The sequence below is a fragment of the Neptuniibacter sp. QD34_54 genome (assembly GCF_047778055.1).
Lineage (GTDB): Bacteria > Pseudomonadota > Gammaproteobacteria > Pseudomonadales > Balneatricaceae > Neptuniibacter.
In genome coordinates this window covers 2029256-2055938 of the sequence record NZ_CP180546.1, presented here as the reverse complement: position 1 = coordinate 2055938, position 26683 = coordinate 2029256, and the positions used below count along the sequence as shown (strand labels likewise).

At 43.6% G+C, this 26683-nt stretch carries 28 protein-coding genes; 15 read left to right on the top strand and 13 right to left on the bottom strand.

The genetic code is table 11. The annotated features are described in order from the left end of the window. Nucleotides 1-3 precede the first annotated feature (3 nt). The 4 genes from ACMXYP_RS09355 to ACMXYP_RS09340 all read right to left on the bottom strand — a co-directional run bounded on the left by ACMXYP_RS09355 (nucleotide 4) and on the right by ACMXYP_RS09340 (nucleotide 3752). The gene (locus ACMXYP_RS09355) at nucleotides 4-789 is read right to left on the bottom strand and encodes an ABC transporter permease (protein ID WP_415881372.1); all 786 of its coding nucleotides are present in this window, start codon (nucleotides 787-789) and stop codon (nucleotides 4-6) included. Continuing rightward, a complete protein-coding gene (locus ACMXYP_RS09350; RefSeq protein WP_415881371.1) occupies nucleotides 786-1523 on the bottom strand; it encodes an ABC transporter ATP-binding protein in 738 nt (245 codons plus the stop codon). The genes ACMXYP_RS09355 and ACMXYP_RS09350 overlap by 4 nt, the downstream gene beginning before the upstream one ends. Nucleotides 1524-1599: 76 nt before the next feature. Continuing rightward, nucleotides 1600-2571, bottom strand: coding sequence for a YVTN family beta-propeller repeat protein (locus ACMXYP_RS09345; RefSeq protein ID WP_415881370.1), 972 nt, complete (start codon nucleotides 2569-2571; stop codon nucleotides 1600-1602). An 11-nt stretch (nucleotides 2572-2582) separates the two neighbouring features. Beyond that, the gene (locus tag ACMXYP_RS09340) at nucleotides 2583-3752 is read right to left on the bottom strand and encodes an ABC transporter substrate-binding protein (protein WP_415881369.1); all 1170 of its coding nucleotides are present in this window, start codon (nucleotides 3750-3752) and stop codon (nucleotides 2583-2585) included. A 169-nt stretch (nucleotides 3753-3921) separates the two neighbouring features. Between ACMXYP_RS09340 and ACMXYP_RS09335 the strand changes: the two genes are divergently transcribed. From ACMXYP_RS09335 to ACMXYP_RS09320, 4 genes are all read left to right on the top strand, one after another. Then, nucleotides 3922-4359 carry a copper-binding protein gene (locus tag ACMXYP_RS09335; protein ID WP_415881368.1) on the top strand — a complete coding sequence of 146 codons (438 nt, stop codon included), beginning with the start codon at nucleotides 3922-3924 and terminating at the stop codon, nucleotides 4357-4359. Between the two features lie 156 nt (nucleotides 4360-4515). Next, a complete protein-coding gene (locus ACMXYP_RS09330; RefSeq protein WP_415881367.1) occupies nucleotides 4516-5151 on the top strand; it encodes a response regulator transcription factor in 636 nt (211 codons plus the stop codon). Nucleotides 5152-5295: 144 nt separating this feature from the next. Beyond that, nucleotides 5296-6597 (top strand): histidine kinase, encoded by a 1302-nt coding sequence (locus ACMXYP_RS09325; RefSeq protein ID WP_415881366.1) that lies wholly within the window; start codon nucleotides 5296-5298, stop codon nucleotides 6595-6597. Then, complete coding sequence (locus ACMXYP_RS09320; protein ID WP_415881365.1) at nucleotides 6594-7238, top strand: response regulator; 645 nt, start codon at nucleotides 6594-6596, stop codon at nucleotides 7236-7238. Before ACMXYP_RS09325 ends, ACMXYP_RS09320 begins: the two co-directional genes overlap by 4 nt. A gap of 65 nt (nucleotides 7239-7303) precedes the next feature. Here the strand turns inward: ACMXYP_RS09320 and ACMXYP_RS09315 are convergent, their stop codons facing one another. Both ACMXYP_RS09315 and ACMXYP_RS09310 read right to left on the bottom strand, forming a co-directional pair. Then, the gene (locus ACMXYP_RS09315; RefSeq protein ID WP_415881364.1) at nucleotides 7304-7942 is read right to left on the bottom strand and encodes a pentapeptide repeat-containing protein; all 639 of its coding nucleotides are present in this window, start codon (nucleotides 7940-7942) and stop codon (nucleotides 7304-7306) included. 68 nt (nucleotides 7943-8010) lie between these two features. Continuing rightward, complete coding sequence (locus ACMXYP_RS09310) at nucleotides 8011-9840, bottom strand: PQQ-dependent methanol/ethanol family dehydrogenase (RefSeq protein ID WP_415881363.1); 1830 nt, start codon at nucleotides 9838-9840, stop codon at nucleotides 8011-8013. A 457-nt stretch (nucleotides 9841-10297) separates the two neighbouring features. Between ACMXYP_RS09310 and pedF the strand changes: the two genes are divergently transcribed. From pedF to ACMXYP_RS09285, 5 genes are all read left to right on the top strand, one after another. Further along, nucleotides 10298-10741, top strand: a complete 444-nt coding sequence (gene pedF, locus ACMXYP_RS09305) for a cytochrome c-550 PedF (RefSeq protein WP_415881362.1) — start codon at nucleotides 10298-10300, stop codon at nucleotides 10739-10741. Continuing rightward, nucleotides 10734-11648, top strand: a complete 915-nt coding sequence (locus ACMXYP_RS09300) for a substrate-binding periplasmic protein (protein ID WP_415881361.1) — start codon at nucleotides 10734-10736, stop codon at nucleotides 11646-11648. The genes pedF and ACMXYP_RS09300 overlap by 8 nt, the downstream gene beginning before the upstream one ends. Before the next feature lie 54 nt (nucleotides 11649-11702). After that, nucleotides 11703-12458, top strand: coding sequence for a quinoprotein dehydrogenase-associated SoxYZ-like carrier (locus tag ACMXYP_RS09295; RefSeq protein ID WP_415881360.1), 756 nt, complete (start codon nucleotides 11703-11705; stop codon nucleotides 12456-12458). 10 nt (nucleotides 12459-12468) lie between these two features. Then, nucleotides 12469-13389, top strand: a complete 921-nt coding sequence (locus ACMXYP_RS09290; RefSeq protein WP_415881359.1) for a quinoprotein relay system zinc metallohydrolase 1 — start codon at nucleotides 12469-12471, stop codon at nucleotides 13387-13389. Between the two features lie 320 nt (nucleotides 13390-13709). Beyond that, complete coding sequence (locus ACMXYP_RS09285; RefSeq protein ID WP_415881358.1) at nucleotides 13710-15461, top strand: PQQ-dependent methanol/ethanol family dehydrogenase; 1752 nt, start codon at nucleotides 13710-13712, stop codon at nucleotides 15459-15461. 103 nt (nucleotides 15462-15564) lie between these two features. Here ACMXYP_RS09285 and ACMXYP_RS09280 read toward each other — a convergent pair whose 3' ends face one another. Both ACMXYP_RS09280 and ACMXYP_RS09275 read right to left on the bottom strand, forming a co-directional pair. Continuing rightward, the gene (locus tag ACMXYP_RS09280; RefSeq protein ID WP_415881357.1) at nucleotides 15565-16230 is read right to left on the bottom strand and encodes a putative 2OG-Fe(II) oxygenase; all 666 of its coding nucleotides are present in this window, start codon (nucleotides 16228-16230) and stop codon (nucleotides 15565-15567) included. A gap of 72 nt (nucleotides 16231-16302) precedes the next feature. Next, on the bottom strand, nucleotides 16303-17118 hold the full coding sequence (locus tag ACMXYP_RS09275; RefSeq protein WP_415881356.1) for an FRG domain-containing protein: 816 nt from the start codon (nucleotides 17116-17118) through the stop codon (nucleotides 16303-16305). Nucleotides 17119-17459: 341 nt separating this feature from the next. Here ACMXYP_RS09275 and ACMXYP_RS09270 point away from each other — a divergent pair, with 341 nt between their 5' ends. From ACMXYP_RS09270 to ACMXYP_RS09260, 3 genes are all read left to right on the top strand, one after another. Then, nucleotides 17460-18980, top strand: coding sequence for an aldehyde dehydrogenase family protein (locus ACMXYP_RS09270; protein ID WP_415881355.1), 1521 nt, complete (start codon nucleotides 17460-17462; stop codon nucleotides 18978-18980). 236 nt (nucleotides 18981-19216) lie between these two features. Next, entirely contained in the window at nucleotides 19217-19513 is a 297-nt protein-coding gene (locus ACMXYP_RS09265; RefSeq protein ID WP_415881354.1) for a hypothetical protein, read from the top strand. A 10-nt stretch (nucleotides 19514-19523) separates the two neighbouring features. Next, complete coding sequence (locus tag ACMXYP_RS09260; RefSeq protein ID WP_415881353.1) at nucleotides 19524-19946, top strand: hypothetical protein; 423 nt, start codon at nucleotides 19524-19526, stop codon at nucleotides 19944-19946. 15 nt (nucleotides 19947-19961) lie between these two features. Here the strand turns inward: ACMXYP_RS09260 and ACMXYP_RS09255 are convergent, their stop codons facing one another. The 4 genes from ACMXYP_RS09255 to ACMXYP_RS09240 all read right to left on the bottom strand — a co-directional run bounded on the left by ACMXYP_RS09255 (nucleotide 19962) and on the right by ACMXYP_RS09240 (nucleotide 24285). Beyond that, on the bottom strand, nucleotides 19962-20354 hold the full coding sequence (locus ACMXYP_RS09255; RefSeq protein WP_415881352.1) for a hypothetical protein: 393 nt from the start codon (nucleotides 20352-20354) through the stop codon (nucleotides 19962-19964). 32 nt (nucleotides 20355-20386) lie between these two features. Beyond that, entirely contained in the window at nucleotides 20387-21925 is a 1539-nt protein-coding gene (locus tag ACMXYP_RS09250) for a transglycosylase SLT domain-containing protein (RefSeq protein WP_415881351.1), read from the bottom strand. A gap of 10 nt (nucleotides 21926-21935) precedes the next feature. Beyond that, the gene (locus ACMXYP_RS09245; RefSeq protein WP_415881350.1) at nucleotides 21936-23336 is read right to left on the bottom strand and encodes an FAD-binding oxidoreductase; all 1401 of its coding nucleotides are present in this window, start codon (nucleotides 23334-23336) and stop codon (nucleotides 21936-21938) included. Between the two features lie 178 nt (nucleotides 23337-23514). Beyond that, nucleotides 23515-24285, bottom strand: coding sequence for a biotin/lipoate A/B protein ligase family protein (locus tag ACMXYP_RS09240; RefSeq protein ID WP_415881349.1), 771 nt, complete (start codon nucleotides 24283-24285; stop codon nucleotides 23515-23517). Between the two features lie 88 nt (nucleotides 24286-24373). Between ACMXYP_RS09240 and ACMXYP_RS09235 the strand changes: the two genes are divergently transcribed. From ACMXYP_RS09235 to ACMXYP_RS09225, 3 genes are read left to right on the top strand one after another with little or no spacing between them, the layout of a single operon-like run. Further along, complete coding sequence (locus ACMXYP_RS09235; protein WP_415881348.1) at nucleotides 24374-24763, top strand: YkgJ family cysteine cluster protein; 390 nt, start codon at nucleotides 24374-24376, stop codon at nucleotides 24761-24763. Between the two features lie 8 nt (nucleotides 24764-24771). Then, nucleotides 24772-25413 carry a glutathione S-transferase gene (locus ACMXYP_RS09230; RefSeq protein ID WP_415881347.1) on the top strand — a complete coding sequence of 214 codons (642 nt, stop codon included), beginning with the start codon at nucleotides 24772-24774 and terminating at the stop codon, nucleotides 25411-25413. 12 nt (nucleotides 25414-25425) lie between these two features. Next, the gene (locus tag ACMXYP_RS09225; RefSeq protein ID WP_415881346.1) at nucleotides 25426-25638 is read left to right on the top strand and encodes a hypothetical protein; all 213 of its coding nucleotides are present in this window, start codon (nucleotides 25426-25428) and stop codon (nucleotides 25636-25638) included. A 54-nt stretch (nucleotides 25639-25692) separates the two neighbouring features. Here the strand turns inward: ACMXYP_RS09225 and ACMXYP_RS09220 are convergent, their stop codons facing one another. After that, a complete protein-coding gene (locus ACMXYP_RS09220) occupies nucleotides 25693-26493 on the bottom strand; it encodes an ion transporter (RefSeq protein ID WP_415881345.1) in 801 nt (266 codons plus the stop codon). Nucleotides 26494-26683: the final 190 nt, after the last annotated feature.

The following is a 26683-nucleotide window of genomic DNA, read 5'->3' as shown; positions in this document are numbered from 1 at the left end:
ATTCTAGCGACCGGACTTCTGAGGTTTAAATCCAGTAACCGCAAAAGCAGTAAAAAACGCTGTAGCGAATGCTGTAATGCCTAATGCTTCAAGGTTCAGTTGCATATAAAGTGCATAGCGGACTAGTTCAACTGCATGGGTAAACGGATTTGCCATGCAGATCCAATAGAGCCATTCACTTGATTCCTGCATCTTCCAAAGCGGATAGAGTGCAGAAGAAAGGAAGAACATCGGGAAGATAACGAAGTTCATTACCCCCGCAAAATTCTCAAGCTGTTTGATCTTAGTCGAAAGGAATAATCCAAGAGAGCTTAGTAACAGTGCAACTAGCAGTAATGCTGGTAAGACTGTTAGGTAGCCCATTAACGGCGGCTCTACCTCAACCAGTAATGCTACTAATAAGAAAGCATAAACTTGCGTAAGCGAGATCAAGGCAGTCGCAACCATTTTACACAGCAGTAAGTATGGGCGTGGAAGGGGGCTCATTAACAGTACTCGCATACTCCCCATTTCACGGTCATACACCATGGATAAGCTGCTCTGCATGCCGTTAAACAGTAATATCATGCAGCACAAGCCGGGTGCGATGTAAGTCTCATAGGTGATGTAGGTATCGTACGGCTGGATAATCGAGATACCTAATGCCGCTCTGAAGCCGGCAGCAAATACCACTAGCCAAAGTAGTGGTCTAACTAACGAGCTGAGGAATCTAGAGCGCTGTTGTACGAATCGCAGAAATTCACGAACTAGAATGCCATAAAAACAGTTCCAATAACTGGCAAAGCTCATAGAGCCTCCTTAGCAGGCTTTTCAGTTAACTGGTGGAAAGCGTCAGTGAAATTCTCTAAGCCTGATTGATTCAACATCTCAGATGCTTTGTCATTGATCATGATCTGGCCTTTGTTGAGCAAGACGATGTGGTCTTCTTCCTTAATCTCTTCCATTAGGTGGGTAGCCCATAGCACAGTCAATTTTTCGTCCGTGCAAAGGTTGCGGACATGGGTGTTAAGTGCTCTGCGGGTTTGAGGGTCAAGACCTACAGTTGGCTCGTCTAATAAAAGTATTTCTGGTTGGTGAAGGAGTGCGCGTGCTATCTCGACACGGCGTCTGTGACCGCCGTTAAGGCTTCGGACCTTGTCATTGGTCCTATCTGACATTTCCATTCGTTCTAGCTCAAGTTTGATCCTATCGCTAGCCTGGGCTTTTGATATGCCATGCAATGCAGCGTGGTATAAAAGATTTTGCTGAACTGTAAGATCTAAATCTAAGGTGCTTTGCTGAAACACAACGCCTAGTTTTTTCATTAGGCTAGAAGGTTGCTTCTTGATGCTAAGCTCATTGATACGAATATCGCCGGTTTGCATGGCATTTAGACGAGTTATTAAAGCGAATAGTGTCGATTTGCCTGCACCATTAGGTCCCAAAAGGCCATGGAACTCCCCAGGTTCTAGCGAAAAACTAATATCCTTTAGCGCCTGTCTAGGGCCGTAGCTGAAACTTACGGATTCTACATGGATACTCATTGCTGAATCTCTTTGCGGTATAAACAAAATTGGCCCACAGAGTGAGCCTTATATGTTTGATAGGGTGAGTAAACTACTATGGTTTAACTTTTACGCCCCATGGGTAGCGGCCTACCTTAATGCTTTTTACAGCTTTCATTTTGCTAATATCAATAACCGATACGTCGCCGCTAATACCGTTGGTTGTTAGAAGTTTGGTTTGATCTGCATTGAAGTCCATGTGCCATACACGACGACCTACTAAGATATAGTCTTCGACTTCATAAGTTTTGGCGTTAACTACTGCAACGTGGTTAGCTGGGCCAAGTGCTACGAAAGCATATTTACCATCATCCGATAAGCGGATACCTACAGGCTGAACTCGGTCTGGATGAACACCTTTAATTTCAAATGTAAGCTTTTTAAAGATTTTGCGTGTTTCTACATCGATAACAGAAACAGTACCGCCAATCTCGGAACTTGCCCATAGAATCTTGCTGTCTGTACTGAATTCAACATGGCGTGGACGCTGATCAACAAGTGTATTGTCAATAAGCTCGTAAGTGGTGGTATCAATCCAGTGAACCATGTTAGTCGTTTCACTGGTATTAACGGCAATTTTACCATCCGGGCTAACAGCCATGCCTTCAGGTTCTACGCCAACATCGATTTGAGCCAGTACTTCGCTAGTTTGTGTATCAACAATTGTTACTAAGGCATCATCTTCGTTAGAGATGTATAGGTGGCGGTCGTTAGGGTGAAGTGCAAATTGCTCTGGGTCTTCACCTGAAGGGAGCTCGCCAATAATCTGTTTGGTTGCAAGGTCCATAATCTGCACGGTATCAGAATCAGATGCGCAGATATAAAGTTTTGTGTAGTCCTTTGAGAATAAAATACCGCGAGGGCGCTCGCCTACATTTAGTGTCTCAACAACTTCCAAGCTTTTTAGGTCGATGATAGAGATGGTGTCATCTTTTTCGTTCGATACATAGGCAAGCTCTGCGTGTAGTAGAGGCGAGGCAATCAGTATACCTGCAGCAAGGGGTTTTAATAACTTTTTAAAATTCATGACTACTCCAATTAGTTGCTGCATTTAACTTCGGCTTTATCAAAGCCCAAAGTATCAAGTTCGTTTACAGGGTGAAGGAATCCATCCTGTGGGGATTGTGATACAAGAGAGCGCGGATGGACAAGAGGAATTGGTTGTCTAAGCTGACCATTCCACTCTCTATAGTTAAGTTTTCTGCCTTTAAAGCCTGCTAGTTCGAATTTCTCGGAACGAATATATTCGTAAGCCACCTTGGGGTCAGAAGAGTTCGTGCGAGTTACTGCTTCACCTACACTTCGTACGGCAGCCCATGAAGCATAATCTTCATTAGTCATCCAGCGCTTAGCTAGCTTGTCAAAACGGCTTTGCAGTTGGGCTGCGCCCCATTGTTCTACAACACGGTGCCATGTAACAGGGCTTAGGCCTTGTGTACCAACTACAGGTCTTGGAAGCCAAGTGTTATACAAAACGTATTCGCCAAAATCGCCACGCTCATCTGCCACAAAGACCACATCGTACTCTTTAGTTTGTGTGAAAAGTGGCATTTCACTCTGGGCTGTACGACGTAAATCGGTATCGTAATCCCACTGCTTTTCGGCAACAATCTTTAAGCCAAAGCGCTTAGCGGCACGTTTGAATGCTTGGGTATACGCCTTGTCTTCAACTTTTTGCCCTGAAATCACGAGCACTTTATTTAAGCGCTTAGCTTTCAGCCATTGCGCAAGTGCATCTGTCAGCATTGCTCGGCTAGGTAGGGTATGAAGTAGTGAGTTGTTGCACTCTTTACTTCTGAGTTGATCAGAAGGGGAGCCAGAATTAAATATAACTGCCTCATCAGGAAGCGCTTTGTCGATATCTTTGAGGGTCTGGCTTTGGGCGTTGATAACAAAAAACCGAACGCCTTGAGCATAGAGATCAGAGGCTTTGCTGATAAGTTCTTCAGGATTTTCTGAATCGAACTGTTGCAGTGAATACTTATGTTTTAAGAAGCGGCCAGTTGTGTTGTTGTCGTTGATGCCAAGCTCTGCGCCTTTGAGGCCAGAATCTTCAGGGTCGGGAATAATGTTTGATAAAACCGGGCCATTATCCATCTGCTGCTGAAGATATCCTATGTTAACTTCTAGATTTGCCTGGGCATGTGTTGCGACGGCGAAAAATGTGGCAAGTACCGTCAATGTTGGCTTAGATTGATTTTTAAACATAAAACACGGTTATCTTTATTATGATTTATGCCCAGCATAAGTGGGATTTCGTGAACTCGGAATATGAAGAAAGTAGAAATCAATTAGTACTGAAGTAGGATTCTTTTACCCAGTTCGGTCTTTAGCATTAAGTGCATAAATAATAAGTAATTTAAACCAAGGGTGAATTATGAGCTTAATCAAGAATCTTGCTGCTTGCGGCTTAGCTTCTGTTATTGCAATTACTAGTACAGCGGCTGTTGCTGAAGGTGATTTAACACGTAGACCTGCAAAGCTTCCTGATCTTGTTCTAGGAACCGAAGATAATCGTTATCACTTGTCTGAAAAGGAATACAACCTTGAGACGGGTAAGTCATACAAGTTGAAGATTATCTCTAGCGGTCAAACTGAGTACGCATTGAAAGCTCCGGGTTTATTTAATTCTATTTTCTTGCGCAAAGTAGAAGCTGGCGATATGGAAATTAAAGCAGCTACTTTAAAAGAGCTGGAGTTTGAACAGGAAGGTGAAGCTGAAATTTACTTCGTGCCAATTAAGCCGGGTAAATTTGAATTCTTCGCTGAAGGCCTAGAGCATAAAGGAATGGAAGGCGTTTTTAACGTTAAATAATCCGTATCTTTCTAAAGCCTGAGTGCGCTTTGTATAAGCGTACGCAGGCTTTCTCCTTCCTCTTGTTACACCCCATAGTTCTTTCGTTGCTAAGATGTAAACAATTACTACTTTAGGTGGTAAGATTGGCGTGCAAGTTTATATCTTGGAGTATCGATGAAAATCCTAATTACTGATGATCATTCTGTAGTACGTCAGGGGTACGCAAGTGTCTTGCCTACGGTTATCGAGCCATGTGAAATAATCGAGGCAGCAAGCGGAGAGGAGTCTGAGGCGTTATATTTTGCTGAAAAGCCAGATCTAGTGATTATGGATATCAATCTGCCTGGTATTAGTGGCATAGAAGCGGCCACCCGAATCTTAGATAAAGACCGTGATGCTAAAATCCTATTTTTTAGCATGTACGACGAAGCTTTGATGGTGAAGCAGGCGTTAGATGCTGGTGCTATGGGCTATATAACCAAGTCAGGCTCCCCTAAAACGCTTATCGAAGCTGTAGAAAAGATAAGAGAGGGTGAGGTTTTTATTGAGTATGACTTGATTATGAAACTTGCTCTAAATAACCAAGATGTAACAGAAGGCCGTCTCCGGGATTTGACGCAGAGAGAGTTCGAGGTCTTTGTAATGCTTGCTCGCGGTCAGAGCAATCGAACAATCGCAGATACACTCGGAATTAATGTTAAAACAGTCTCAAATTACGTTACTACGATTAAGAGTAAATTGAAGATTGCATCTACAGCGGAGCTTGTTCATTTAGCAGTTGATGCTGGTGTAATTAAGTTCGCCCCATAATTCATTTTGTTCCCACTATGGGTTGAAATGAGTACTTAAGTAGTGCTTTGTTTCGGTCCTTGGAGGGATTCTTACCAATAGGGACTCATTAGCATACTTAGAAGGTTCTCTAATTTTGTTAGAGATATCAGTATAGGTGTACATATGAATGCAGTCCTGCGCTTAAATTTACTAGTTTCAGCAGTGTTTGCTGTAGCGCTATCGATCACGATTTATGAAACGCTTCAGCAAGCTACCAAAGATATTACTCGAGAAGTTACTGCTGGGCTTAGCTTTACTCATCAGTTACTCAGTGTTGCGGTCACTGACAGTGATTTACTTGAAAGTATGCTCGAAGGAGAGACTCGCCACGTAAAGATCATCCTTGTTGATGATTCCTTAAGTGGTGGGGAGGTAGGTGCAGATGATGAACTGTCTTCAGAGATAGATGATGAAGTTCCTGCTTGGTTTATGGATTTAATACCGGGACTTGATCGGCTCACTGAAAAAGAATATTACCGATACCTACCTGACGGTAGAGCGCTAAAGCTGCAAGCAGATCCTACCGATGAGGTTGAGGAAGTTTGGGAATCTGTACAGCACGTATTTGTCCTATTTGTGCTGAGTGCATTACTTTCAAATTTAGCAATCTATGTTGGTGTCCGTCAGGGGATTAAGCCTGTATCAGATTTTCTTGCAGCTTTGAATGAAATTGAAAAGGGCCGTTATGCTGCTCGACTTGAAGAGTATTCTATTAAAGAAATCAATCAGTTAGCTGGTCATTTTAATTCTATGGCTCACTCCCTTCAGGAGGCTCAGAGTGATAACTTAAAGCTGACCCATGAATTAATGCGTTTGCAGGAAACTGAACGTGCTCATCTTGCCAGGGAGCTTCATGATGATCTTGGGCAGTATCTCACGGGTATTAAAGCCCAAGCCTATTTGGTAAAAGAAAACTCGTCTAATACCGATTTGGTTGCTTCGGTGGGTAATCAAATATCGATCAATTGTGATGCGATGCAGACTAGTTTCAGGCAGCTGATCAGAGAGCTGCATCCAGTTATATTGGAGCAGTTGGGTTTGTTAGATGCTATACGTACGCAGGTCGATACTTGGCGTCAATCTCACCAAGTGAAAGTGTCGTTAGATTTACCAGATTTTATTCCTTCGTTAGATGATGAAACTAATACGCATATCTATCGAATACTTCAGGAGTCTTTAAATAATGTGGCTCAGCATGCTCAGGCTGAGCATGTTTTAGTTAGGGTTGTTTTTGATGGCGAAGCCCTTGTTCTGCGGGTGATGGATGATGGTGTTGGGTATGTTGATTCTGGGTCTCAAGGATTGGGGCTTCGATCAATGCAAGAGCGAGCTCGTTGTGTGTCAGGTGAGCTAAAGATTAATAAGTTAGATAAAAAAGGGAGTGAAGTTGTTCTGCAAATCCCTTTAGTACAGGAATTGGTATGAAAATAATAATAGCGGATGATCATGCTGTAGTGCGTCAGGGTTATGCAAGCCTTTTATCGACAATGCTTGCTCCATGTGAAGTGTTAGAAGCTGGTAGTGGTGATCAGGCATATAGTATGTGTCAATCTGAAACACCCGATGTAGTTATCATGGACGTCAACATGAATGGCATTAGTGGTATTGAGGCAACTCGTCGAATCTTACAGCGCTGTCCTGATATCAAAATACTTTTCTTCAGTATGTATGATGAAATACCTGTAGTAACTCAGGCTTTAGATGCAGGTGCTAAAGGGTACATCACTAAGAGCTGTACGCCGGAGGTTTTGATTGAAGCAGTTACTAAGGTTGCTGGTGGGCAGCTTTATGTCGAGCATGAGTTGGCTATGCGTTTAGCGGTGTCGCGCCCTGAGCAAAAGGATAAGCGTCTTAAGGAGATGACTCAGCGCGAGTTTGAGATCTTTGTTATGTTAGCGCAAGGCAATAATGTCAAAGAGATCTCAGAACAGCTTTGCATTAGTAGTAAGACGGTTTCTAACTATACCGCAATACTAAAAAGTAAGTTGAATATAGGTTCAACGGCGGAATTAGTGCATCTGGCTATAGAGACCGGTCTTGTGAAAGTGGGAACTAATGTGAGCTAGCATTAGTTTGGTTATAAAAAAGGCGCATGGAACAAAGTTCGATGCGCTTTTTTTGTTGTTTGGATTTAATTCTTAGACCAACCAAATGGGCAGCCTTTGCAGCCGTCCATATAGGTTGCTTGGAATGTAGCGTAGTGCTTCCTAACGCCTGTGAAGTCAGCATTTTCTAAAGACGCGGCATTTAGCTTAGCTTCCTGTAGATTGGCGTTTTTAAGGTTGGCGCCTGTCAAAATAGCTTTTGTCATCCAGGCGATTTCTAGATTTGCAGCCTGAAGGTTGGCTTCTACGAATTTAGCGCTGCTAAGACGAGAGAAATTTAAATTTGCGCCATGTAAATTTGCGCGATAAAAATTTGCGCCCTGCGCGAACAATGCCCAACCGTTGATAGCTTCAAGATTGGCATGGCTTAGGTTTGAGCCTCGAACTGTTGCGTGTCTCATATCCGCGCGAGCAAGATCTGCATTGGATAGATCTGCTTTTTCCATCTTGGTGTTTTTAAGAACTGCGTGACGAAGGATAGTACCGCTTAGGTTTGCGCCAGTTAGATCAGCTCTAGACAGATCTGCATTGCTTAGATCGGCACCCGACAAATTAACGCCTGGACATTTAGTATCTGGGGCAATGGTGCAGCCATTAATCACTAGTTCATCTGCAGTAGCAAGTTGGCTGGACAGTAGGAGCGTAAATAATATTGTTTTTTTCATATCTCTATCCTAAAAAGCCCGCAAGCATTGGGGAGCTCGCGGGCTTGGGTTACATCAAGTAGTAACTATTAGTTCTTAGGGAGTTTGAATACCCAGAAAGAACCACCCTGTGATACAGGCTTAGTTAGGTCAGCCATGTCGCCACCCCATAGAGGTACCGCGCCACCGTAACCGCTAGCTAGGCCGATGTACTGTTCGCCATTTTCTTCCCAAGTGATAGGGGAGGATACGATGCCGGAGCCAGTCTGGAATTTCCAAAGTTCTTCGCCAGTCTTAGCGTCGAATGCTTTGAAGTAACCATCACCAGTACCTGTGAAAATTAGGTTGCCTTTGGTAGCGAGAACGCCAGACCATAGAGGAAGTTTCTCTTTGTGAGACCATACGATCTTACCAGTCTTAGGGTCTACTGCACGAAGAACACCTACGTGGTCGTCGTACATTTTTCTGATACGGAAGCCTTGGCCTAGGTAAGCAGCACCGCGCTTGTAGTGAACTTCTTCAGTCCAGTAGTCTTCTTTCCAGTGGTTGGCGCCAAGGTAGAATAGGCCTGTGTCTTGGCTGTAAGCCATAGGGTTCCAGTTTTTGCCGCCTAGGAAAGGAGGAGAAACTTCGATGGATTTACCCTTTTTCTTGCCTGGCTCTGGTGGTGGTGGGCGTTGGCCTTCAACCTCAACTGGGCGACCAGTCTTAGGATCGATATGAGTTGCCCAAGTAACGTTGTCTACGAATGGGAAGCCGCGGATGAAGTCACCGTTCTGACGGTCAACAACGTAGAAGAAACCGTTACGGTCAGCGTGAGCTGTCGCTTTGATTGTCTTGCCTTTGTCCTTGTATTCGAACAGAACAAGTTCGTTGTTACCAGAGAAATCCCAAGCATCGTTTGGAGTGTGCTGGTAGAACCACTTAACTTCGCCCGTAGATGGATCTACTGCAACCTGACCGGAAGTGTATAGGCTGTCGTAGTCAGCTGGATTGCCGCCTGGAGAAGTGCGAGCCCAACCATTCCATGGTGCAGGGTTACCAGCCCCTACGATGATAGTGTTTGTTTCAACGTCGAAGCTAGCGGACTGCCAAGGTGCACCACCACCGTGGCTCCATGCTTCAACTTTACCTGTTGGTGAGTTTGGATCATCAGGCCAAGATGGAGCTTTTGGATCACCTGTAGGTGTGCTCTTCTTGCCGTCTAGGCGACCGTAGTGACCTTCAACGAATGGACGCATCCAGATCTCTTCACCCGTCTTAGGGTCTCGAGCGAATAGTTTGCCTACTACACCAAACTCATCACCAGAAGAGCCGTGGATAAGCATTGCTTTACCCGTTTTCTGATCTTTGATGATCGTAGGTGCACCAGTCATAGTGTAGCCTTCAGTGTGATCAGCAAATTTCTTCTTCCAAACGCGCTTACCAGTTTTCTTGTCTAGAGCTACGATAGCTGCATCAAGAGTGCCAAAGTAAACAAGATCGCCGAAGATAGCTGCGCCACGGTTAACTACGTCACAGCAAGGGCGGATGTCGTCTGGTAGGCGGTAAGAGTAAGACCAAATTTTCTTACCCGTTTTAGCGTCTAGTGCAAACATACGAGAGTAAGAACCCGTTACATAGATGATGCCATCATGTACTAGTGCTTGAGTTTCTTGACCACGCTGTTTTTCATCACCAAAGGAGAAAGACCATGCAGGAGTCAATTTCTTAACGTTTTTATCGTTAATCTCTGTCATGTCGCTCCAGCGCTGTGCTTTAGGTCCGATACCGTAACCTAGAACGTCTTCTGGAGTGTTTGCGTCATTTTTGATGTCGTCCCAAGTAACTGGTTTAGCAGTAGCAGCGCCTGCTACTAAGCTAAGACCAATTGCAGCGCAAAGCGGCTTTAAGTCTGTCATGTTTATTTTTTTTGTCATTTTTATAAACCCTAGTGTTATAGGAAAGTTATAACTTGCGATTGATATTCGCTGGTAACCATTCTCGGCTTAAGGGTATATATACGACAACGGCAGGATTCCCTGTTAATCAGGGGTTAAGTCCTGTTTGTGCAGGATAAAATCCCGAGAGTCTTAGGGAGAAGTCACGTACTAATAAAGAGGGATTAGTGCTCAGGTATGGATAGATGGCGTACAAAATGCTACTTAGGTTGCAATCTGGGTCGACATTCCTACCAAGGGAGTAGTTTTTGGAACCCAAAGTACAATTCTTGCTGATTTTGCACACGCAATATCATATATGCAAACAGCTGGAGTGGGTGGCTTTGGCTTAATGTAGAGATGATCGTCAGGTATCTGAACACGCAGATATCCCTCAGTCAGTATTTCATTTAACTGGGGAAGGCGAGAGTATAAAAACTAAAGTGGTGAAAAAAAGATGTCTATCAACAAGAAACTTTTGAGCATGACTACAGCGGGTATGTTAGCTGCAGTTATTTCTGGCCAGACAATGGCGCACGGTGATGTAACTCCACAGGCTATCGATGTAACAGGCCTAAAAGTTCTAGGTGAAGAGTGGGAAGAATCTAACCCTTACACTGAAGATTACGAAAACCGTGAACTAGCGGTTAAAATCGGTGAGTCTGCTTACACTCAAAACTGTGCACGTTGCCACGGTCTAGATGCGATTTCTGGTGGTATCGCGCCAGATCTACGTTACCTAGAACCAGGAGTTGATGGTGACGAATGGTATGCTTACCGTGTTGTTAACGGTGCAGTACGTGACGGTCGTGTTTACATGCCAAAAATGGCTGAACACCTAAGCCAAGAAGCTCTTTGGGCTATCCGTGCTTGGTTAGAAACTCGCGCTACGGATGAGTAAGTTAAGCGCTTCTAACGCTATAATTTTCACTTGCGCCAGCCTGCTTAGCAGCCTGGCGCAAGCTCGTTATTACGACGATGTAATTGATAGCGGGTATATCAGGGTTGGTTTTTATCGTGATTTCCCACCATATTCCTATATGGAAAACGGCAAAGCTGTTGGTGTGGATGTCGAAGTCGGTAAGAAAATTGCTGAAAAGCTAGGCGTTGAATTCCGTGAGCATTGGATCACGCCAGATGAAAACCTTGAAGATGATTTAAGAAATAATGTCTGGAAAGGGCATTATCTCGACAAAGATGAAGGAAATGCATTAGCACTGAAAACCATTGCCGATGTCATGATGCGTGTTCCGTACGATCGTGAATACAGCTATATGCAGGATTCGACAGGCGCCGTTATTAATGAAATGGTGGTTATGTTTGGGCCCTATCAGCGTGAAAGCTGGAAAGTTGTTTACGATAGTGAAAAGTTAGATAACGTTTCTACAGTGGCGGTATTCCAATATCACCCAGTAGGGGTGGAAATTGATAGTCTACCGGCGTTTTATCTGACTTCAGCTTTTGGTGGGCGAATGCGTGATAAGACTCACCACTATACGAATGCGCGTGAAGCGTTTAAAGGTATGGAGTCTGGTGAGGTAGATGCCGTTATGGCAATGCGCGCCGAAGTTGATTGGTTAGTCAGTAAGTCGGGCGACAAGAAATTTAAGCTGGGCGTGAATGGTTATCCAAATATGGGTAAGCAGAAATGGGACATAGGGATGGCTGTTAAGCATACCTATAGACAGCTTGGCTATGCTGTAGGTGATGTTGTCGAAGCTATGGTTCGTTCCGGTGAAATGGAACAAGTTTATAGCAAGTACGGTCTCAGTTATGAGATGCCTGCTTTTTACCAGGATGTAAAATAGCTTTATAAAGCAACGCTCGAAAAAATAGCATTCAAATAATAATAAGAGGATGCCATGTTGAAGCGAAATGTTGCAGCACTTTTGATAAGTGCTGCTTTACCAATTGCTGGTTATTCAGGCCAGCAAGATCCTCTAGAGTCGCCTTTATGGGATCATATGCGTGCCAAGTTTATTGGCGATCAGGAATATGTGTTTGATAGTAATGTCAAAGTCACTGTGCCTGAATTTGCTGAAGATCCTACGCAGGTTCCTATTACTGTTAATGCTGAAGCGTTAGCAGGGAAGATCGATAAGATTGTCGTTTTTGCTGATCTTAATCCAATTCAGCACATCTTTACTTATTATCCCCACAAAGAAATTGTGCCTCACCTTTCTATGCGCATTAAGGTCCAGCAGGGTACTGCTATTAGAGCAGCTGTACTTTCTAAGTCTGGTGTTTGGCATCTAGGTGGTAGCTATCTTGACGCTGCAGGTGGAGGGTGTACCACGCCAAGCGCCGCTGCTGCCAATACCTACTGGCAGGACCATCTCGGTGAAATGAAAAGTAAGTTTTTCCCCAGAGAGCAGGGGGGGCGCTATAAACTTAAAGTCGTTCATCCGATGGACACCGGCTTAGTTAGTTCAATTCCTGAATTCTATATAGAGAATGTAGAGGTGCGTAACTTTGAAGGTGCGCCACTTGCAAAATTAGAGTTGTCTCAGCCTGTCAGTGAAAATCCAGTTTTAACTTTTGATGTCAGAGATGGTTCTCAAGGTCATCGTATCTGGATGCGAGATAATGGTGGTAATGAGTTTGAGAATGCGCTCTAGGAGTTGATTGATGAAAAGATTGTTGTTGGCCCTATCTGCTGCTGCAGTGATTCATTCAGCTTCAGCGGCGCCGCTTTCTTATGATTTAAAACCGCAAAAAATTGCTGATAACACTTGGTTATTGAAGGGGAAGTTGGAAGACTTTTCAAAGAGTAATGGCGGCAATATTGTCAATACTGGCTTTATCGTAACAGAAGATGGGGTTGTTGTTATCGATACTGGGCCATCCCTTAGATATGGTAAAGCGTTAAAGGCGGCAATAGAAAGTGTTACGAATAAACCTATCAAGGTTGTTTTTAATACTCATCACCATCCGGATCACTTTTTAGGAAATCAAGCTTTTGCAGATGCAGAGATACTTTCTCTCCCTGGTACACAGCAGGGAATTGAGCTTCATGGAAATGCTTTTGCTGAAAATATGTATCGACTAGTTGGTGATTGGATGCGGTCGACTGAGGCGATCCCGCCAAGCAAAATACTGGATGTTCAGTTAATGGAGCTTGGCTCACATAGATTGCATTTACTTCCTTTTACGGGTCATACAGGTTCGGATTTGGTTGTCATGGATGAAAAAACCGGCGTTGTGTTTGCCTCAGATATGGTTTTCTATCAGCGAGCGTTAACCACTCCTCATACGCCTGGGATTCATCAGTGGAAAAAAGAGATTCTGAAATTAAAGGATCTTGATTACAAGGTTATGGTGCCTGGTCATGGGCCCGTTGTTACAGACGCTAGAGCATTAGATCAAATGCTAGCCTATCTAGATTGGTTGGATCGGGTTTTAGTGCGGGCAGCTCAGGATGGTTTAAGTATGACCGAGGTGATTAAACTGCCGATCCCCAAAGATTTTGATGGTATTGCATTAAGTAAGCGGGAATTTGCCAGAACTGTTGCGCACCTTTATCCCAAATATGAAGAGCAGGCTTTCTGAGTCTGCTTGTTTTTATAAATAGAAAAACTCAAATTAAATCCTCTTTGCTTTGCTTTGCTTTGCTCCTTTCTTTGGCTAGTTAAACGGTAATTCCTGTCTATACTCATGTTTGTGCTATGACTAATGGGCTATTGAATGGCGGCGTAAGCTGCTGAATTTACTTAAAAATAGCGGTATTACTACCAAGGGACTAGAAAAGTACTTCTGCTGTTTAATTGTTGTATTTGCTGTAAAACAAAACAATTGCCTTCATGATTCGGGAAAATTTCCCGGCTCTCTTCTCAACGCCAAAAAAAAAATATCCGTAGAGGAAGCGTACAATGAAAAAATTCGCACTGTCTGCTCTAGTTGCAGCGATGTCTGTGGCAGGCACAGCACAGGCTGGTGTTACTGATAAAGATATCGTTAACGACCAGATGACTGTTGAAGATGTTGTAACAAATGGTATGGGCCCACGTGGTCAGCGTTACAGCCCAATGACAAAAATCAACACTAAAACTGTTAAAGACATGCGTCCAGTATGGGCGTTCTCTTTCGGTGGTGAGAAGCAGCGTGGTCAGGAATCACAGCCTGTAGTTAAAGACGGTGTGATGTACGTTACCGCTTCTTACTCTCGTGTATTCGCTGTTGATGCAAACACTGGTGAAGAGCTTTGGGAATACAATGCACGTCTTCCTGATGGCATCATGCCTTGCTGTGACGTAATCAACCGTGGTGTTGCTCTATACGACGACCTAGTAATTTTCGGTACTCTAGACGCTAAACTAGTAGCTCTAAACGCTAAGACTGGTAAGGTTGTTTGGAAGAAGAAAGTAGAAGATTACAAAGCTGGTTACTCAATCACTGCAGCTCCTCTAATTGCTAAAGGTAAAGTAATCACTGGTGTATCTGGTGGTGAATTCGGTATCGTTGGTAAAGTAGAAGCTTACGATGCTAAGACTGGTAAACTTGCTTGGACTCGTCCAACAGTTGAAGGTCACATGGGTTACATCTGGAAAGATGGCAAGAAAATGGAAAACGGTATTTCCGGTGGTGAAGCAGGCAAAACTTGGCCTGGCGATCTTTGGAAATCTGGTGGTGCTGCAACTTGGTTAGGCGGTACTTACGATCCTGAAGTTGACCTTCTATTCTTCGGTACTGGTAACCCAGCACCATGGAACTCTCACCTACGTCCTGGTGACAACCTATTCTCATCTTCTCGTCTAGCTATCGATCCAGATACTGGTAAGATCGCTTGGCACTTCCAGACTACTCCACACGATGGTTGGGATTACGATGGTGTAAACGAGTTGATCTCTTTTGACTATAAAGCTAACGGCAAAACTGTAAAAGCGGCAGCGACTGCTGACCGTAACGGTTTCATGTACGTTCTTAACCGTCAGAACGGTGATTTCATCCGTGGTTTCCCATTCGTAGATAAAATCTCTTGGGCTAAAGGCCTAGACGCTAAGACTGGTCGTCCAATTTATGACGATGCAAACCGTCCAGGTAACCCAGCTGATTCTAAAGATGGTAAGAAAGGTACATCTGTTCTAGCTATTCCTTCTTTCCTAGGTGGTAAAAACTGGATGCCTATGGCATACAGCCAAGACACTGAGTTGTTCTACGTTCCTTCTAATGAATGGGCGATGGACATCTGGAATGAGCCAACTGCATACAAAAAAGGTGCAGCTTACCTAGGTGCTGGTTTCACTATCAAGCCAATGAACGACGAGTACATCGGTGTTCTACGTGCGATGGATCCAAAAACTGGTAAAGAAGTATGGCGTCACAAGAACTACGCTCCACTATGGGGTGGTGTTCTAGCGACTAAAGGTAACCTTGTATTCTTTGGTACTCCTGAAGGCTACCTAAAAGGCTTAAACGCTAAGACTGGTAAGGTTGAATACGAATTCAACACTGGTTCTGGTATCGTAGGTTCTCCAATCACTTGGGAGCAGAACGGCGAGCAGTACCTATCAATCGTATCCGGTTGGGGTGGTGCAGTACCTCTATGGGGTGGTGAAGTAGCTAAACGTGTTAAGCACCTAAACCAGGGCGGCACAGTTTGGACATTCAAACTACCTAAGTAAGTTTTTGACTTACAACTGAGTGATATTTCGATATCACTCAGCCTGTCCCAGCAAAAAAAGTCAGCATTTAGCTGGCTTTTTTTGTGCTTGAAATAAAGCGTGATTAGATCAAATCAACAATGCTGTTGAACGCAATCACGACGCGGTCTTTCTGCCCAAAATAAGGCAGGGCTGAGTGCTTTAGGTAGGACGGGAATATTATAATCTGACCTTCTACAGGTTTGAAGTCCCAGAAGCCCTGTTCGCTTAGATAGGCTGTCCCAGCATCGCCATAATGATCGGCGTTGTTGCGAGGATCATAAAAGCGATTGATGCCGTTGCGAGTACCCAATTCACACTCGCCAACATCTAAATAATAGATTCCACACCAAGAGCAATTAGGGTGCGAGTGGATGTCATGGTAACCGCCATCCTTAGTGACATGGAACCAGGATTCAATGATGGTTGCATCACCTTCAGCGCCTTCTGGCCAGTATGGCGTGTTTACCTGTGTGGCTATGGCAGACAGTAGTTCCTCGAGCATGCGTCTAAGCTCAAGGATCACCGGTTCATCAGATTCCAGAAAGCAGAGCTTGCTCTCAAATAGTTTATGTTTTGCACTTACTGCTACTTCGCTGGCAACGGCTTTGGTTTGATTGTGAAGCTTTTGATAGTTGTAGATGTAATTGAGAAGATCTTCTTTTAAGAACTCGTGATCAGGGTTTGTCGTAACAAACAGTGGAGAGGTCCAAGTGTTGATGGATTCAATTTCTGGGCTTTCTGAATACATGATCCGATTCCAAGTTAAGAGATCGGATCATTTTAATCTTGTGGTTGTTATTTAGCTATGTGAGAAGCGCGCTCATTTGTCCTGCATCAGTTGATCGTTTTTAGGATCGGGTGTGCCTACCCAGCTAACCTCAAGTTCATATGAGATGGAACGTGCTAAGCCATCTAGATCAGGGAAAAGGGTGGCGCTACTGATATTCATTCGATAAAGCGCTTCCATTGCTTCTTTTCTGATTTCAGGGCTAAGGACAATCTTAGCTAGAAGTGGCTGATCATATTCGTAATTATTTAATAGCTCTTCAACTGAAACATCGATTCTGCCAGGCAGCATGAAAGTACCTGCTTGGGCAACGATTCTTCGATCCATCGACCATGGTTCACCAGGCCAGACGATCGGGTAGTTATTTGAAAGGTAATATTTGCCAAGGCTGTCCGTCGTACGAGGGTCAATTGCATCTCGTGTGAGCTCGGGTAAGCCTGGTGGTGTTGCTTTATGCCATAGAGCAGGGGTGTTTACTGCATAAACAGCAGCAGGTGTTGTGCAGGATTGTAGGGCAAAATAGCTGGCGACGTAGGGCGACTTGGTAAAGTCTAAAAGCCGAGTTGGTGCGCCGTGGTGTTGCATTAACGCTAAGCAACGAAAGTCATCCTTAAGTGCGCTGGTGTCATTGAGGAAATAGTGAGCTTTACGTTTAAATACACGAATGGCTCTACTTTCTCGTTCATGCCATTTGCTTTGGGGGACAAACTGTTTGAGGCGTCTAGTAAGCGAACTCTCAAGGCTCCATTCCGCGTCCCGTTGTCCACGAAATGCCCAGCCACGGAGTTCTTCTGACTCGACTAAAGCAAGAAATTCTTGCCAAGTAGATACTTGGTATAACTTCGTCATAGTTCCAGCCTCGTAATTTATTCGCCTTGAAAATCCCTTATAGCATAAGACTATAGCTAATTGATGTTTATTTATATGGGGTGCGAGCCTTAAAAATAAGATGCGTGTTCTAGAATTATCTTTGTTAATCAGTGGTTTAGTACTCGATATTATGCGTAGCCTTGGCTCAATCTCTAAAAGCCCGTAGGGGTGGGGCCTCGATAACTAGTACTAAATAATTAATTTTTCAATGCCAAGGGATGATACCTGTAATTCTTGCTGGATAGCTAATATTGGTTGGTAAAGTAAATTAACTGTCAGTAGAGACGGCAGTAAGATAAATATAAAGAGGCACTTAGAAGATGATTTACGCTAAGCCGGGTACAGAAGGTTCAGTTGTTTCCTTTAAAGAACGTTATGGCAACTTCATTAACGGTGAGTGGGTAGCTCCTGTTAAAGGTGAATACTTCACCAATAACTCGCCTGTAACTGGTGAACCAATTTGTGAAATTCCACGTTCCACTGCTGAAGATATCGAATTGGCACTGGACGCTGCTCACGCTGCACAAGAGTCTTGGGGCAAAACTTCTCCAATCGAACGTCAGAACGTTCTACTGAAGTGTGCTGAGCTAATCGACGCTAACCTAGAGCGTTTGGCTGTATCTGAAACTTGGGACAACGGTAAGGCAGTTCGTGAAACTCTAGCTGCAGACGTTCCTCTAATGGCAGATCACTTCCGTTACTTCGCTGGCTGCATCCGTGCACAAGAAGGTTCTATCGGTGAGATCGACGAAACAACTGTTGCTTACCACTTCCACGAGCCACTAGGTGTTGTTGGCCAGATCATCCCTTGGAACTTCCCGCTACTAATGGCTGCATGGAAAATTGCTCCAGCACTAGCAGCAGGTAACTCTATCGTACTGAAGCCAGCTGAAGCGACTCCAGTATCTATCCTTATTCTTCTTGAGTGCATCCAGGAAGCTCTACCAGCAGGCGTACTGAATATTGTAAACGGTTTCGGTGGCGAAGCAGGTCAGGCTCTAGCATCTAGCACACGTATTGCTAAGATCGCATTCACTGGTTCTACTCCAGTTGGTTCTCACATCATGAAATGTGCTGCAGAGAACATCATCCCATCTACTACAGAGCTAGGTGGTAAGTCTCCAAACATCTACTTCAGCGACGTTATGGCTCAGGACGATGAGTTCGTAAGCAAAGCTGTTGAAGGTGCGGTACTAGCATTCTTCAACCAGGGTGAAGTATGTACTTGTCCTTCTCGTCTTCTAGTTCAAGAAGATATTGCTGATGAGTTCCTAGCTAAAGTTGTTGAGCGTATGGGTCAGATCAAACGTGGTAACCCACTAGATACTGAAACAATGGTTGGTGCTCAGGCTTCTCAAGAACAGTTCGACAAGATCCTAGGTTACATCGACATCGGTCGTGACGAAGGTGCTGAAGTACTAGCAGGCGGCGGTATCGAAAAACTAGACGGTGATTTCGGTAGCGGTTACTACATCAAGCCAACTCTTCTAAAAGGTACAAACGACATGCGCGTTTTCCAAGAAGAGATCTTCGGTCCAGTAGTTTCTGTAACTACATTCAAAGACGAAGCAGAAGCACTAGCTATCGCTAACGACACTGAGTTCGGTCTAGGTGCAGGCGTATGGTCACGTGACACTAACGTTGCTTACCGCATGGGTCGTGGCATTGAGGCTGGCCGTGTATGGATGAACTGCTACCACCTATACCCAGCACACGCTGCGTTCGGCGGTTACAAGAAGTCTGGTGTAGGTCGTGAAACTCACAAGATGATTCTTGAGCACTACCAGCAAACTAAGAACATGTTGGTTAGCTACAGCGAAAGCCCTCTAGGCTTCTTCTAAGCGGAAGTCCACGGGAGCTGGCATCTGAACATTGCTAGCTCTCAAGTAAGCTATTTCAAGTAGCTTCTTGCGTTTATTGCGGCCCCTCTGAGGGCCGCTTTTTTATGTCCTGATCCTGCCTAGACTTAGGGTACTAGTACAATTTGTACTTTAGGTCTGTCTCATTTCCCGAAATCCCTGATATTTATTTTTAGATGTTAAGCTTGTTTAACACTCTGATTTAAAGGGAGGTTTTCGTGCGTAATACTTTTTCTATTCTTATTTTAAGTTTGGTCTCTGTGAGTGCTTTGGCCTCTGTAAAAGACTATCAAGTAAAGCGGCTCATAATGATGAAGTCTGATTGTGTCGAGCAGAGTTTAGCGCGCAATGAAACCGAAAGTGGTGGCCTAATGTTTGTTGCGCAATGCAAAAATCTTAGTCATTACCCTGATGGTGTAGAAGTCCTGTGTGACGATCCAGAGGATGAACGGAGCTGTAAGCTGCAAACTAAAGCTAAGTCCTATGATCATCTCCGCTTACTTCAATCAAATTAGGATTCCTATTATGTTTGTTAAGAAGTGCTCTATAGTGGCTCTTGTGTCCACTGGGTTTCTGGCAGCACCTTTACCTGTATCTGCTGATGTGAATACGGCATTTGAACAATGCAGGGCTCTAGTGCAGCCTGATAGGCGTTTGGAGTGTTACGATAATTTAGATTTAAATGCGTTGAGTGCAAAGAAGCCTAATTTTGCAGGTAAGCGTACAGCTAAAACGGAGATGTTTAAGGTATCTGGACCTACCCAATTAAGATTTCAGAGTGACGGTGCCATCTTTGTATTAGCGTTGCACGACAGTGAAGATAATATCGTTCAAAACCTCCACATAGGTGGAGGTGGTGAAGATACTTATTTGATCGAAGAGGCTGGTGAATATTATCTGCGTGTTAATGGATCTACTACATGGCGTATTTGGTTAGAAAAGCCATAATTACCGTTTAGTAATCTACAAACCTTTGCTATTACCGCCAATACGATAGATTAGCAGGTCTTCATCGTCTAGTACCTTGAAGGCTGCTGTCGTCGCTGCATTATTGGGTATCTGGTATTCATGATCAGATAGCTTTTCAGCTTTATAAAGCTGTTCTGGTGGGTTGAGCATCAGTTCAACAAACTGTTCTGTTGACCATGTGTAAGTTTTGACGGGTAGGCCATATGCTTTGGCGACTGTAAGCTCGTCGGATGAGCTACCAATTAGATCAAGGTAATAACACTCTGTAACATGGCACATCAGTCCCATTCTTGTATCTATTAAGTAGCTATCTGCGGGTAAGGTTCTTGGTATGCTGTAGCATCCACCTAAGGCAATTAAACAAAGGCCCGTGATTATCTTTTTCATTAGCCTGTCTCTTTCTGTGTATCTTCCAATTTCTATTTTACGTATTGCTGAAGAGTATGGACCCTTTCGGTATAGATAAGTTTGGATAAATTATAGATCGTGTAATATTTATAGATGCTAGAAACATAATGTACTGTTTCTTGTCCAATAATCCTGCCTGCTGCGATCTCAACATTTCCAAACCACACGTTTGGATCTAATCCCATTTTAGTCGTTAGTTTTTGCATTTTTCGTAGATTGCCAGGACCAGCGTTGTAGGCGGCTAAGCTTAAGAGAAAGCGATTGATAGGCGTGATCTCTTCAGAGGGTAAATAGTGTCGAGATAGGAAATCCATATACTTTGCACCCGCATGTATATTGTTATCTACCTTGTGTATCGCTTTGATATTCACATTTGGATCGGCTGCAGTTGAAGGCAGTAAGTGCATTACTCCGACTGCGCCCTTATGGCTTTTTGTGTCCTGTTTGAGTTGGGATTCCTGATAAGCCTGTGCTGCCAATGCAAGAGGATCTAAGTGGTATTTTTCTGCGTATTTTTCAAAATGAGGTAGTAAGCGAATTAAGCGGTCGCGTTCCAAATCGAGCAGGGGATTTGTTATTCGCTTAGTTGAACCTAGGTAGCGTTTGATTAAGATATTGCCGAGAAGAGAGCCTTTCTGAACGTTCGAATGGATGAATTCATTCAGGCTGTCCTGAAGAAGAGGCGTCTGTTTTCTAACTCCCCAGCCCAGACTGTTCTTTTTGCTCAAACTAATTTGTTCAGCTATCTCTAAATTGGTTAGAGCTTTAAGCCAGAGTCTGGCTTTGTAATCATCAATGATGGTGTAGTTATAAATACCTGCATTTACGATTTCTAAAATATCCTCACTAAGTAAGGTGCTATCAGCCTCAATTATATGAATAGTATTTTCTTTAAATACTGCTTGTTTATTTAATTGATGAAGGTGTTCTGCGTAGCTGCTTCCTTTCAGAACGAGAATAGTCTTTCCTGCAAGGTCTTCTAATGAATCAATTTTTGGTGCGGTTTTGTGCCTGACAATGACTTCGGATACTTCTGAATATTTACTCTTTGTGAAATCTACCAACTTTTTTCTTTCGTTTGTTGCGGTTAGTAGCGCTGCACTGATGTCGCCTTTGCCTTCGACAAGAGAGGGGATTAGTTGATCAAAGGTAACCGGAATATAGACAATCTTTGTTTTGTCTATCTCTTTCTTAATCCCTTTATTTATATGCTTTTCGTAGTTTTGTAGAAGTTCGGCTTGTAGTCCTTTGATCTTGCCGTTATGAATGAAAAAGTCGGTCTTACTGTATGTGACTAAGGCTCTGATCAGCTTTCGATCTTTCATCTCATCAAGATCACCCCAGAAAGGCTCTAGCTTGTCAGTAGAAAGGATACCTTTGGGAATCAGCTCTGTTGATGATTGTGCTTCATGGGGAGTAGTAGAATTTGCTGGATGAGCTGTTGTTGTGGTTTGATTTGGGGGAGGGCTTTGATTTTCGGAGCTGTCACAACCAGTCAATAGGTATGAGCATGTGAGTAGAGAGCTGAAGAGGAGTATTTGTTTGATCAAAGCTTTGGCCTCACAGATCAATAACCTTGCCGGGATTCATAATGTTATTTGGATCCAAAGCCCGCTTAACAAGCTTCATGCTATTTATCGAAGTTTCATGCTCATCCAGCAGATATTGTTTTTTTCCAAAGCCGATTCCGTGTTCACCTGTACAAGTGCCACCTAGAGCTAAGGCGTTGCTTACGATCTTTTCTGCTAGTGCTTTAGCTGCTTGATGTTGGTTATGATTTTCTGGATCGAAAACAATTAGGACGTGGTAGTTACCGTCACCAACATGGCCAACGATTGGGCAGGGTAAGTTGCTTAACTCAGCATCTGCTTCGGCTTGTAAGATACTTCTAGCTAGGGCTGAAATTGGAACACATACATCGGTTGTAAGGACTTTTCCGTTAGGGATAATCTGATGAGCCGCATTGTAAGCATTGTGTCGTGCTTGCCATAGGCGGTTTCGATCTTCGGTATTTTCAGCCCAAATAAATTCACTACCGCCGAATTCATTGCAGATATCTTTCAGGAGCGTAATGTCTTCTTCAATCTTGGCTTTAGAGCCGTGAAACTCGATAAAAAGGGTTGGTTCAGCAGTTAGTTGGTGTAGCTGAGAAAATTCAATGCAAGCTTGCATTTGGGCCTTGTTCAGCAGTTCTATTCGGGCTAGGGGAATAGACAGCTGCATGGCATTGATAACTGTATCGGTAGCGTCGGCCACAGTTTTAAAGCTGCATACGGCTGCGCGAATGATTTCGGGAATAGGGTGAAGGCGAAGTTGGATCTCTGTGATGACGCCTAAGGTGCCCTCAGAGCCGACCAGCAACTGCGTTAAGTTGTAACCAGCAGAGCTTTTGCGGCTACGTGTACCTGTTTTTATAATGTCGCCTTCAGGTGTTACCACAGTTAAGCCGATAACGGCATCAAGCATGGTGCCATAGCGTACGGCGTTAGTGCCTGAGGCTTGTGTTGCTGCCATACCGCCAATACTCGCATTGGCACCAGGATCAACTGGGAAAAATAAGCCGTCATAGCGCAAGGCTAGATTGAGCGCTTCTCTAGTTACACCTGCTTGCACGCGACAATCCATGTCGGCGGCATTTATTTCTATGACCTGATCCATTTCTGACAGATCGATTGAGATACCACCGTTGACGGCGAGTAGATGCCCTTCGACAGAAGAACCTACGCCAAAGGGAATGACGGGAATTTTATATTGATTGCAGAGTTTGACGACTTGAGCGACTTCTTCGTTACTAAAAGGATAGACAACCGCATCGGGCGCGATACAACCATAGCTATCTTCGCCTTGACCATGCTGCTCACACACAGGTTTAGATAGGTCTATTCGATCACTAAAAGTAGTGGCCAATTCAGTGATGACTTTCTTTAGATCAGCTTGAGAATAATGTTTATGCGCACGCATAGGTCATCAGCTCGTTTTTTATTGTTGTTACTACATTAAAGCAATAATTTATTAATAAGAACAAGCTATTATGATGATAAGTATCTAGGTTGATACAGCCTATGTAGAGTGGTGGGCTTTCCTTTGCCCGGTAGCTCTTATCCGTGAACGCTGGCTATTATTGATTGTGATTATTAAATTAGCGTGACAAGGTCAGTTTTTTTAACTCTTCAATCATCAGTCCTCGGATATAGGTAGTAAATTGTTCAGGTTGCTGTGCACGGTCAACAAGATCAATAAGGCTGGTTGCGACCTCAGGTTTAAAGCGGCGATCATTTCCAGCCAGTTGGTAAAAGCGATTCACCCAATGGGTGCCATTAGCCGAGTCAACATCTACCATCAGCATCGCTTGTGCTAGGACTCCTTGCTTTACATTTTTGTTGTTAGGCGGTGACAACATGATTTTTTGTGCTGTGCCAGTAATCTTCAGCCCATCAACATTGAGATTGTAACGGCCATCGCAATAAGAGCCTTCGGTGCTGCCATAATCTGCCTTGAGTCCGATCTTTGATAGTGCGCGTTTAATAGGTTCGCATAGGGCGATATAAACCATATCTAAATTAAAAGCCTGATCTGTACGCTGCGGAAATATTATGGCTAGGTTGATAATGCCTTGTTGCAGCGGAACTGCGGTGCCGCCACTATCACGGACGATAACGGGCCAATGTTCTTGTTCGAGTTGTTTGCAGGCTTGATCAAAGTTTGGGAATCGAGTTTCCTTCCTAGTGGCAACTAGGCATTGGGTTGTTTCCCAAATGCGTGCGGTTGCACCCCGTTTAGTTTGTGCAACCTCTTTTAATAAGGCGAAATCTTGTTCAAGAGCTTGTATAGGGTTGCAGCAGATAGGCTCATCGATAATTCGCCATCTTTTTTGTTGGGTGAAAATATCTGTAAAACTGGTTTCAGACATTAAAGCTCCGAATAAACAATTAGGGGTTGTTCATGCATTTGATAATGCTATGATCGCCCTCAAATTTATAGCACGCTGATTAATCTAAATGAACAAAACAATTCCAGCAGCCAACGTAGATAACTTGAGTACTTGGGTGAAGTATAAGAGTAGTCACTGCGATTCTTGCAGGGGCACTTGCTGTAGCTTGCCTGTAGAGGTTCGCTTTAGTGATTTAGTAAGAATGGGTGTAGTGGATGAGTTCGAGGCAGGTGAGCCTGCGAAGCGTTTAGCGAAGCGTTTGATGAAAGAGGGTGTGGTAGGGCACTTTAATCATAAATCAGAGATTTACACCCTATCGCGCTATGCTAATGATGATTGTATCTATCTAGATCAAAAAACAAGATTGTGTACTATCTATCTACAACGCCCTGATACATGTAGAAATCACCCTAAGGTTGGTCCTAAGCCGGGTTTCTGTGCTTATCAGCCAAAATAGAGCAGAATATGAATCGACCAATCCTATATTCATTTCGTCGCTGTCCCTATGCAATCAGAGCGCGTCTAGCAATTGAGCAATCCGGTGTTGAAGTTGAGCTCAGAGAGATCGTGCTACGAGATAAACCAGAACATATGCTGGAAATCTCACCTAAAGGAACGGTTCCAGTTCTATTGCTTCCTGATGGAACAGTGATAGATGAAAGCTTAGAAATCATGCATTGGGCATTGGCTCAGAATGATTGTGACGCTTGGCATGATGCCGATAGCAAACAGATTGATCAATTGATCGAAGCAAATGATTATGAGTTTAAAGGCTGGTTGGATAAGTACAAATACTCTGATCGCCACCCAGAGCATTCGCAGACCTATTACCGTAATAAATGTGAGTTATGGTTGGTTCAACTAGAAGAGCTTTTACAACAGCACAGTGGATCGCTACTGGCGGGTGGAAAATCATTAGCCGATTATGCGCTTTTACCGTTCATTCGGCAGTTTGCGCATGTAAATCTCGATTGGTTTAAAGCTGCAGATTATCCGCATGTGCAAAGTTGGTTATCAGATTTTAAAGAATCAGATCTCTTTCTTGGTGTTATGAAGAAATATAAACCATGGAAAGAATCACAAGAGTTAATCGTGTTTCCAGAATAGATGTCTTACGAAATGGACAAGGATGCTATGACCCTAAGTTATAAACGAAAAAACAAACTAAAGCCTACGACTGCTGAAGAAAAAGCTGAAAATCTTGGTCAGGCAGTATCGACATTATGTGATCCTAACAACCAAGCATGGTGTGAGGCATGTAAGGATTTATTGCTGCAAGATAACCTGGTTGAAAGTGAGTGCGTTTTTCGTAAAGAAAGTACGGAAAGTTAGCCGCAGTTTTAGGCTTTAAATAAAAGGGGAGCCAAATGGCTCCCCTTGTCGTTTTTACTGTTTCTCTTTAATGAGCTGCTTTAGCTCTTCGATCTGTTTAGAAAGGTCTTCGATGGTTAAATCGCCATCAGCCAGTGCTTTCTCTTTGGCTTCTTCTGCGTGCTCATTTTCCATTACATTTACAACGATACCGATTACCATGTTTAGGAACGCAAATGTAGTTAGGAAGATAAAAGTTAAGTAGAAAATCCAGCTAAATGAATAAACAGACATGGTTTCATACATAACATCCGTCCAATCTTCGAATGTCATAACCCTAAATAGCGTGAGCATCGAGATTGAGATGTCTCCCCAAAGTGTCGGGTTAATATGGGCAAAGAAAGAAGCACCGATTGCTGCATAGATATAGAAGATGATGAACATCAACAGGATAACGTAACCAAGCTGCGGCAGAGCTTTAATTAGAGAGTTAAGGAGCAAGCGTAGCTCAGGCACCATAGATACCATTCGTAATACACGGAAGATACGGATCAGTCGGCCGATCAGTGCCATTTCACTGTCTTGGATTGGTATCAAGCTGACGACAACGATAATCGTGTCAAAGACGTTCCAAGGGTTCTTAAAAAAGTTCTTTTTATCCGGTTCACCGATAAAGCGTACTGTTATCTCAACTAGGAAGAATAGAGTGATACCTGTATCAAGCCAGCTAATAAGCGTTAACACATGATCAGGAATATCGTAGGTCTTTGCGCCAATAACCAAGGCAGAAAAGATGATAACTGCCACAACAAAGAATTCAAATATACGATTGTTCCGGAGTTTAAAGAATTTATCCTGAAGGGTTAGTGTGCTCATGGTGACTTAAACTCGAGTAAATAATTCAGCGTGAACTTTACTGTTGTTTGGCAAGGTTGAATAGATCTTTTAGTGAAAAAAATGTCGTTCTTTTGTGAGTCATTAGGTGATGCTATCAGTATCATATTTATCAGGCGGTTGGATGATAAAAACGGTCCTGAAGGAGCGTTTTTAATTCAATTACCATGTG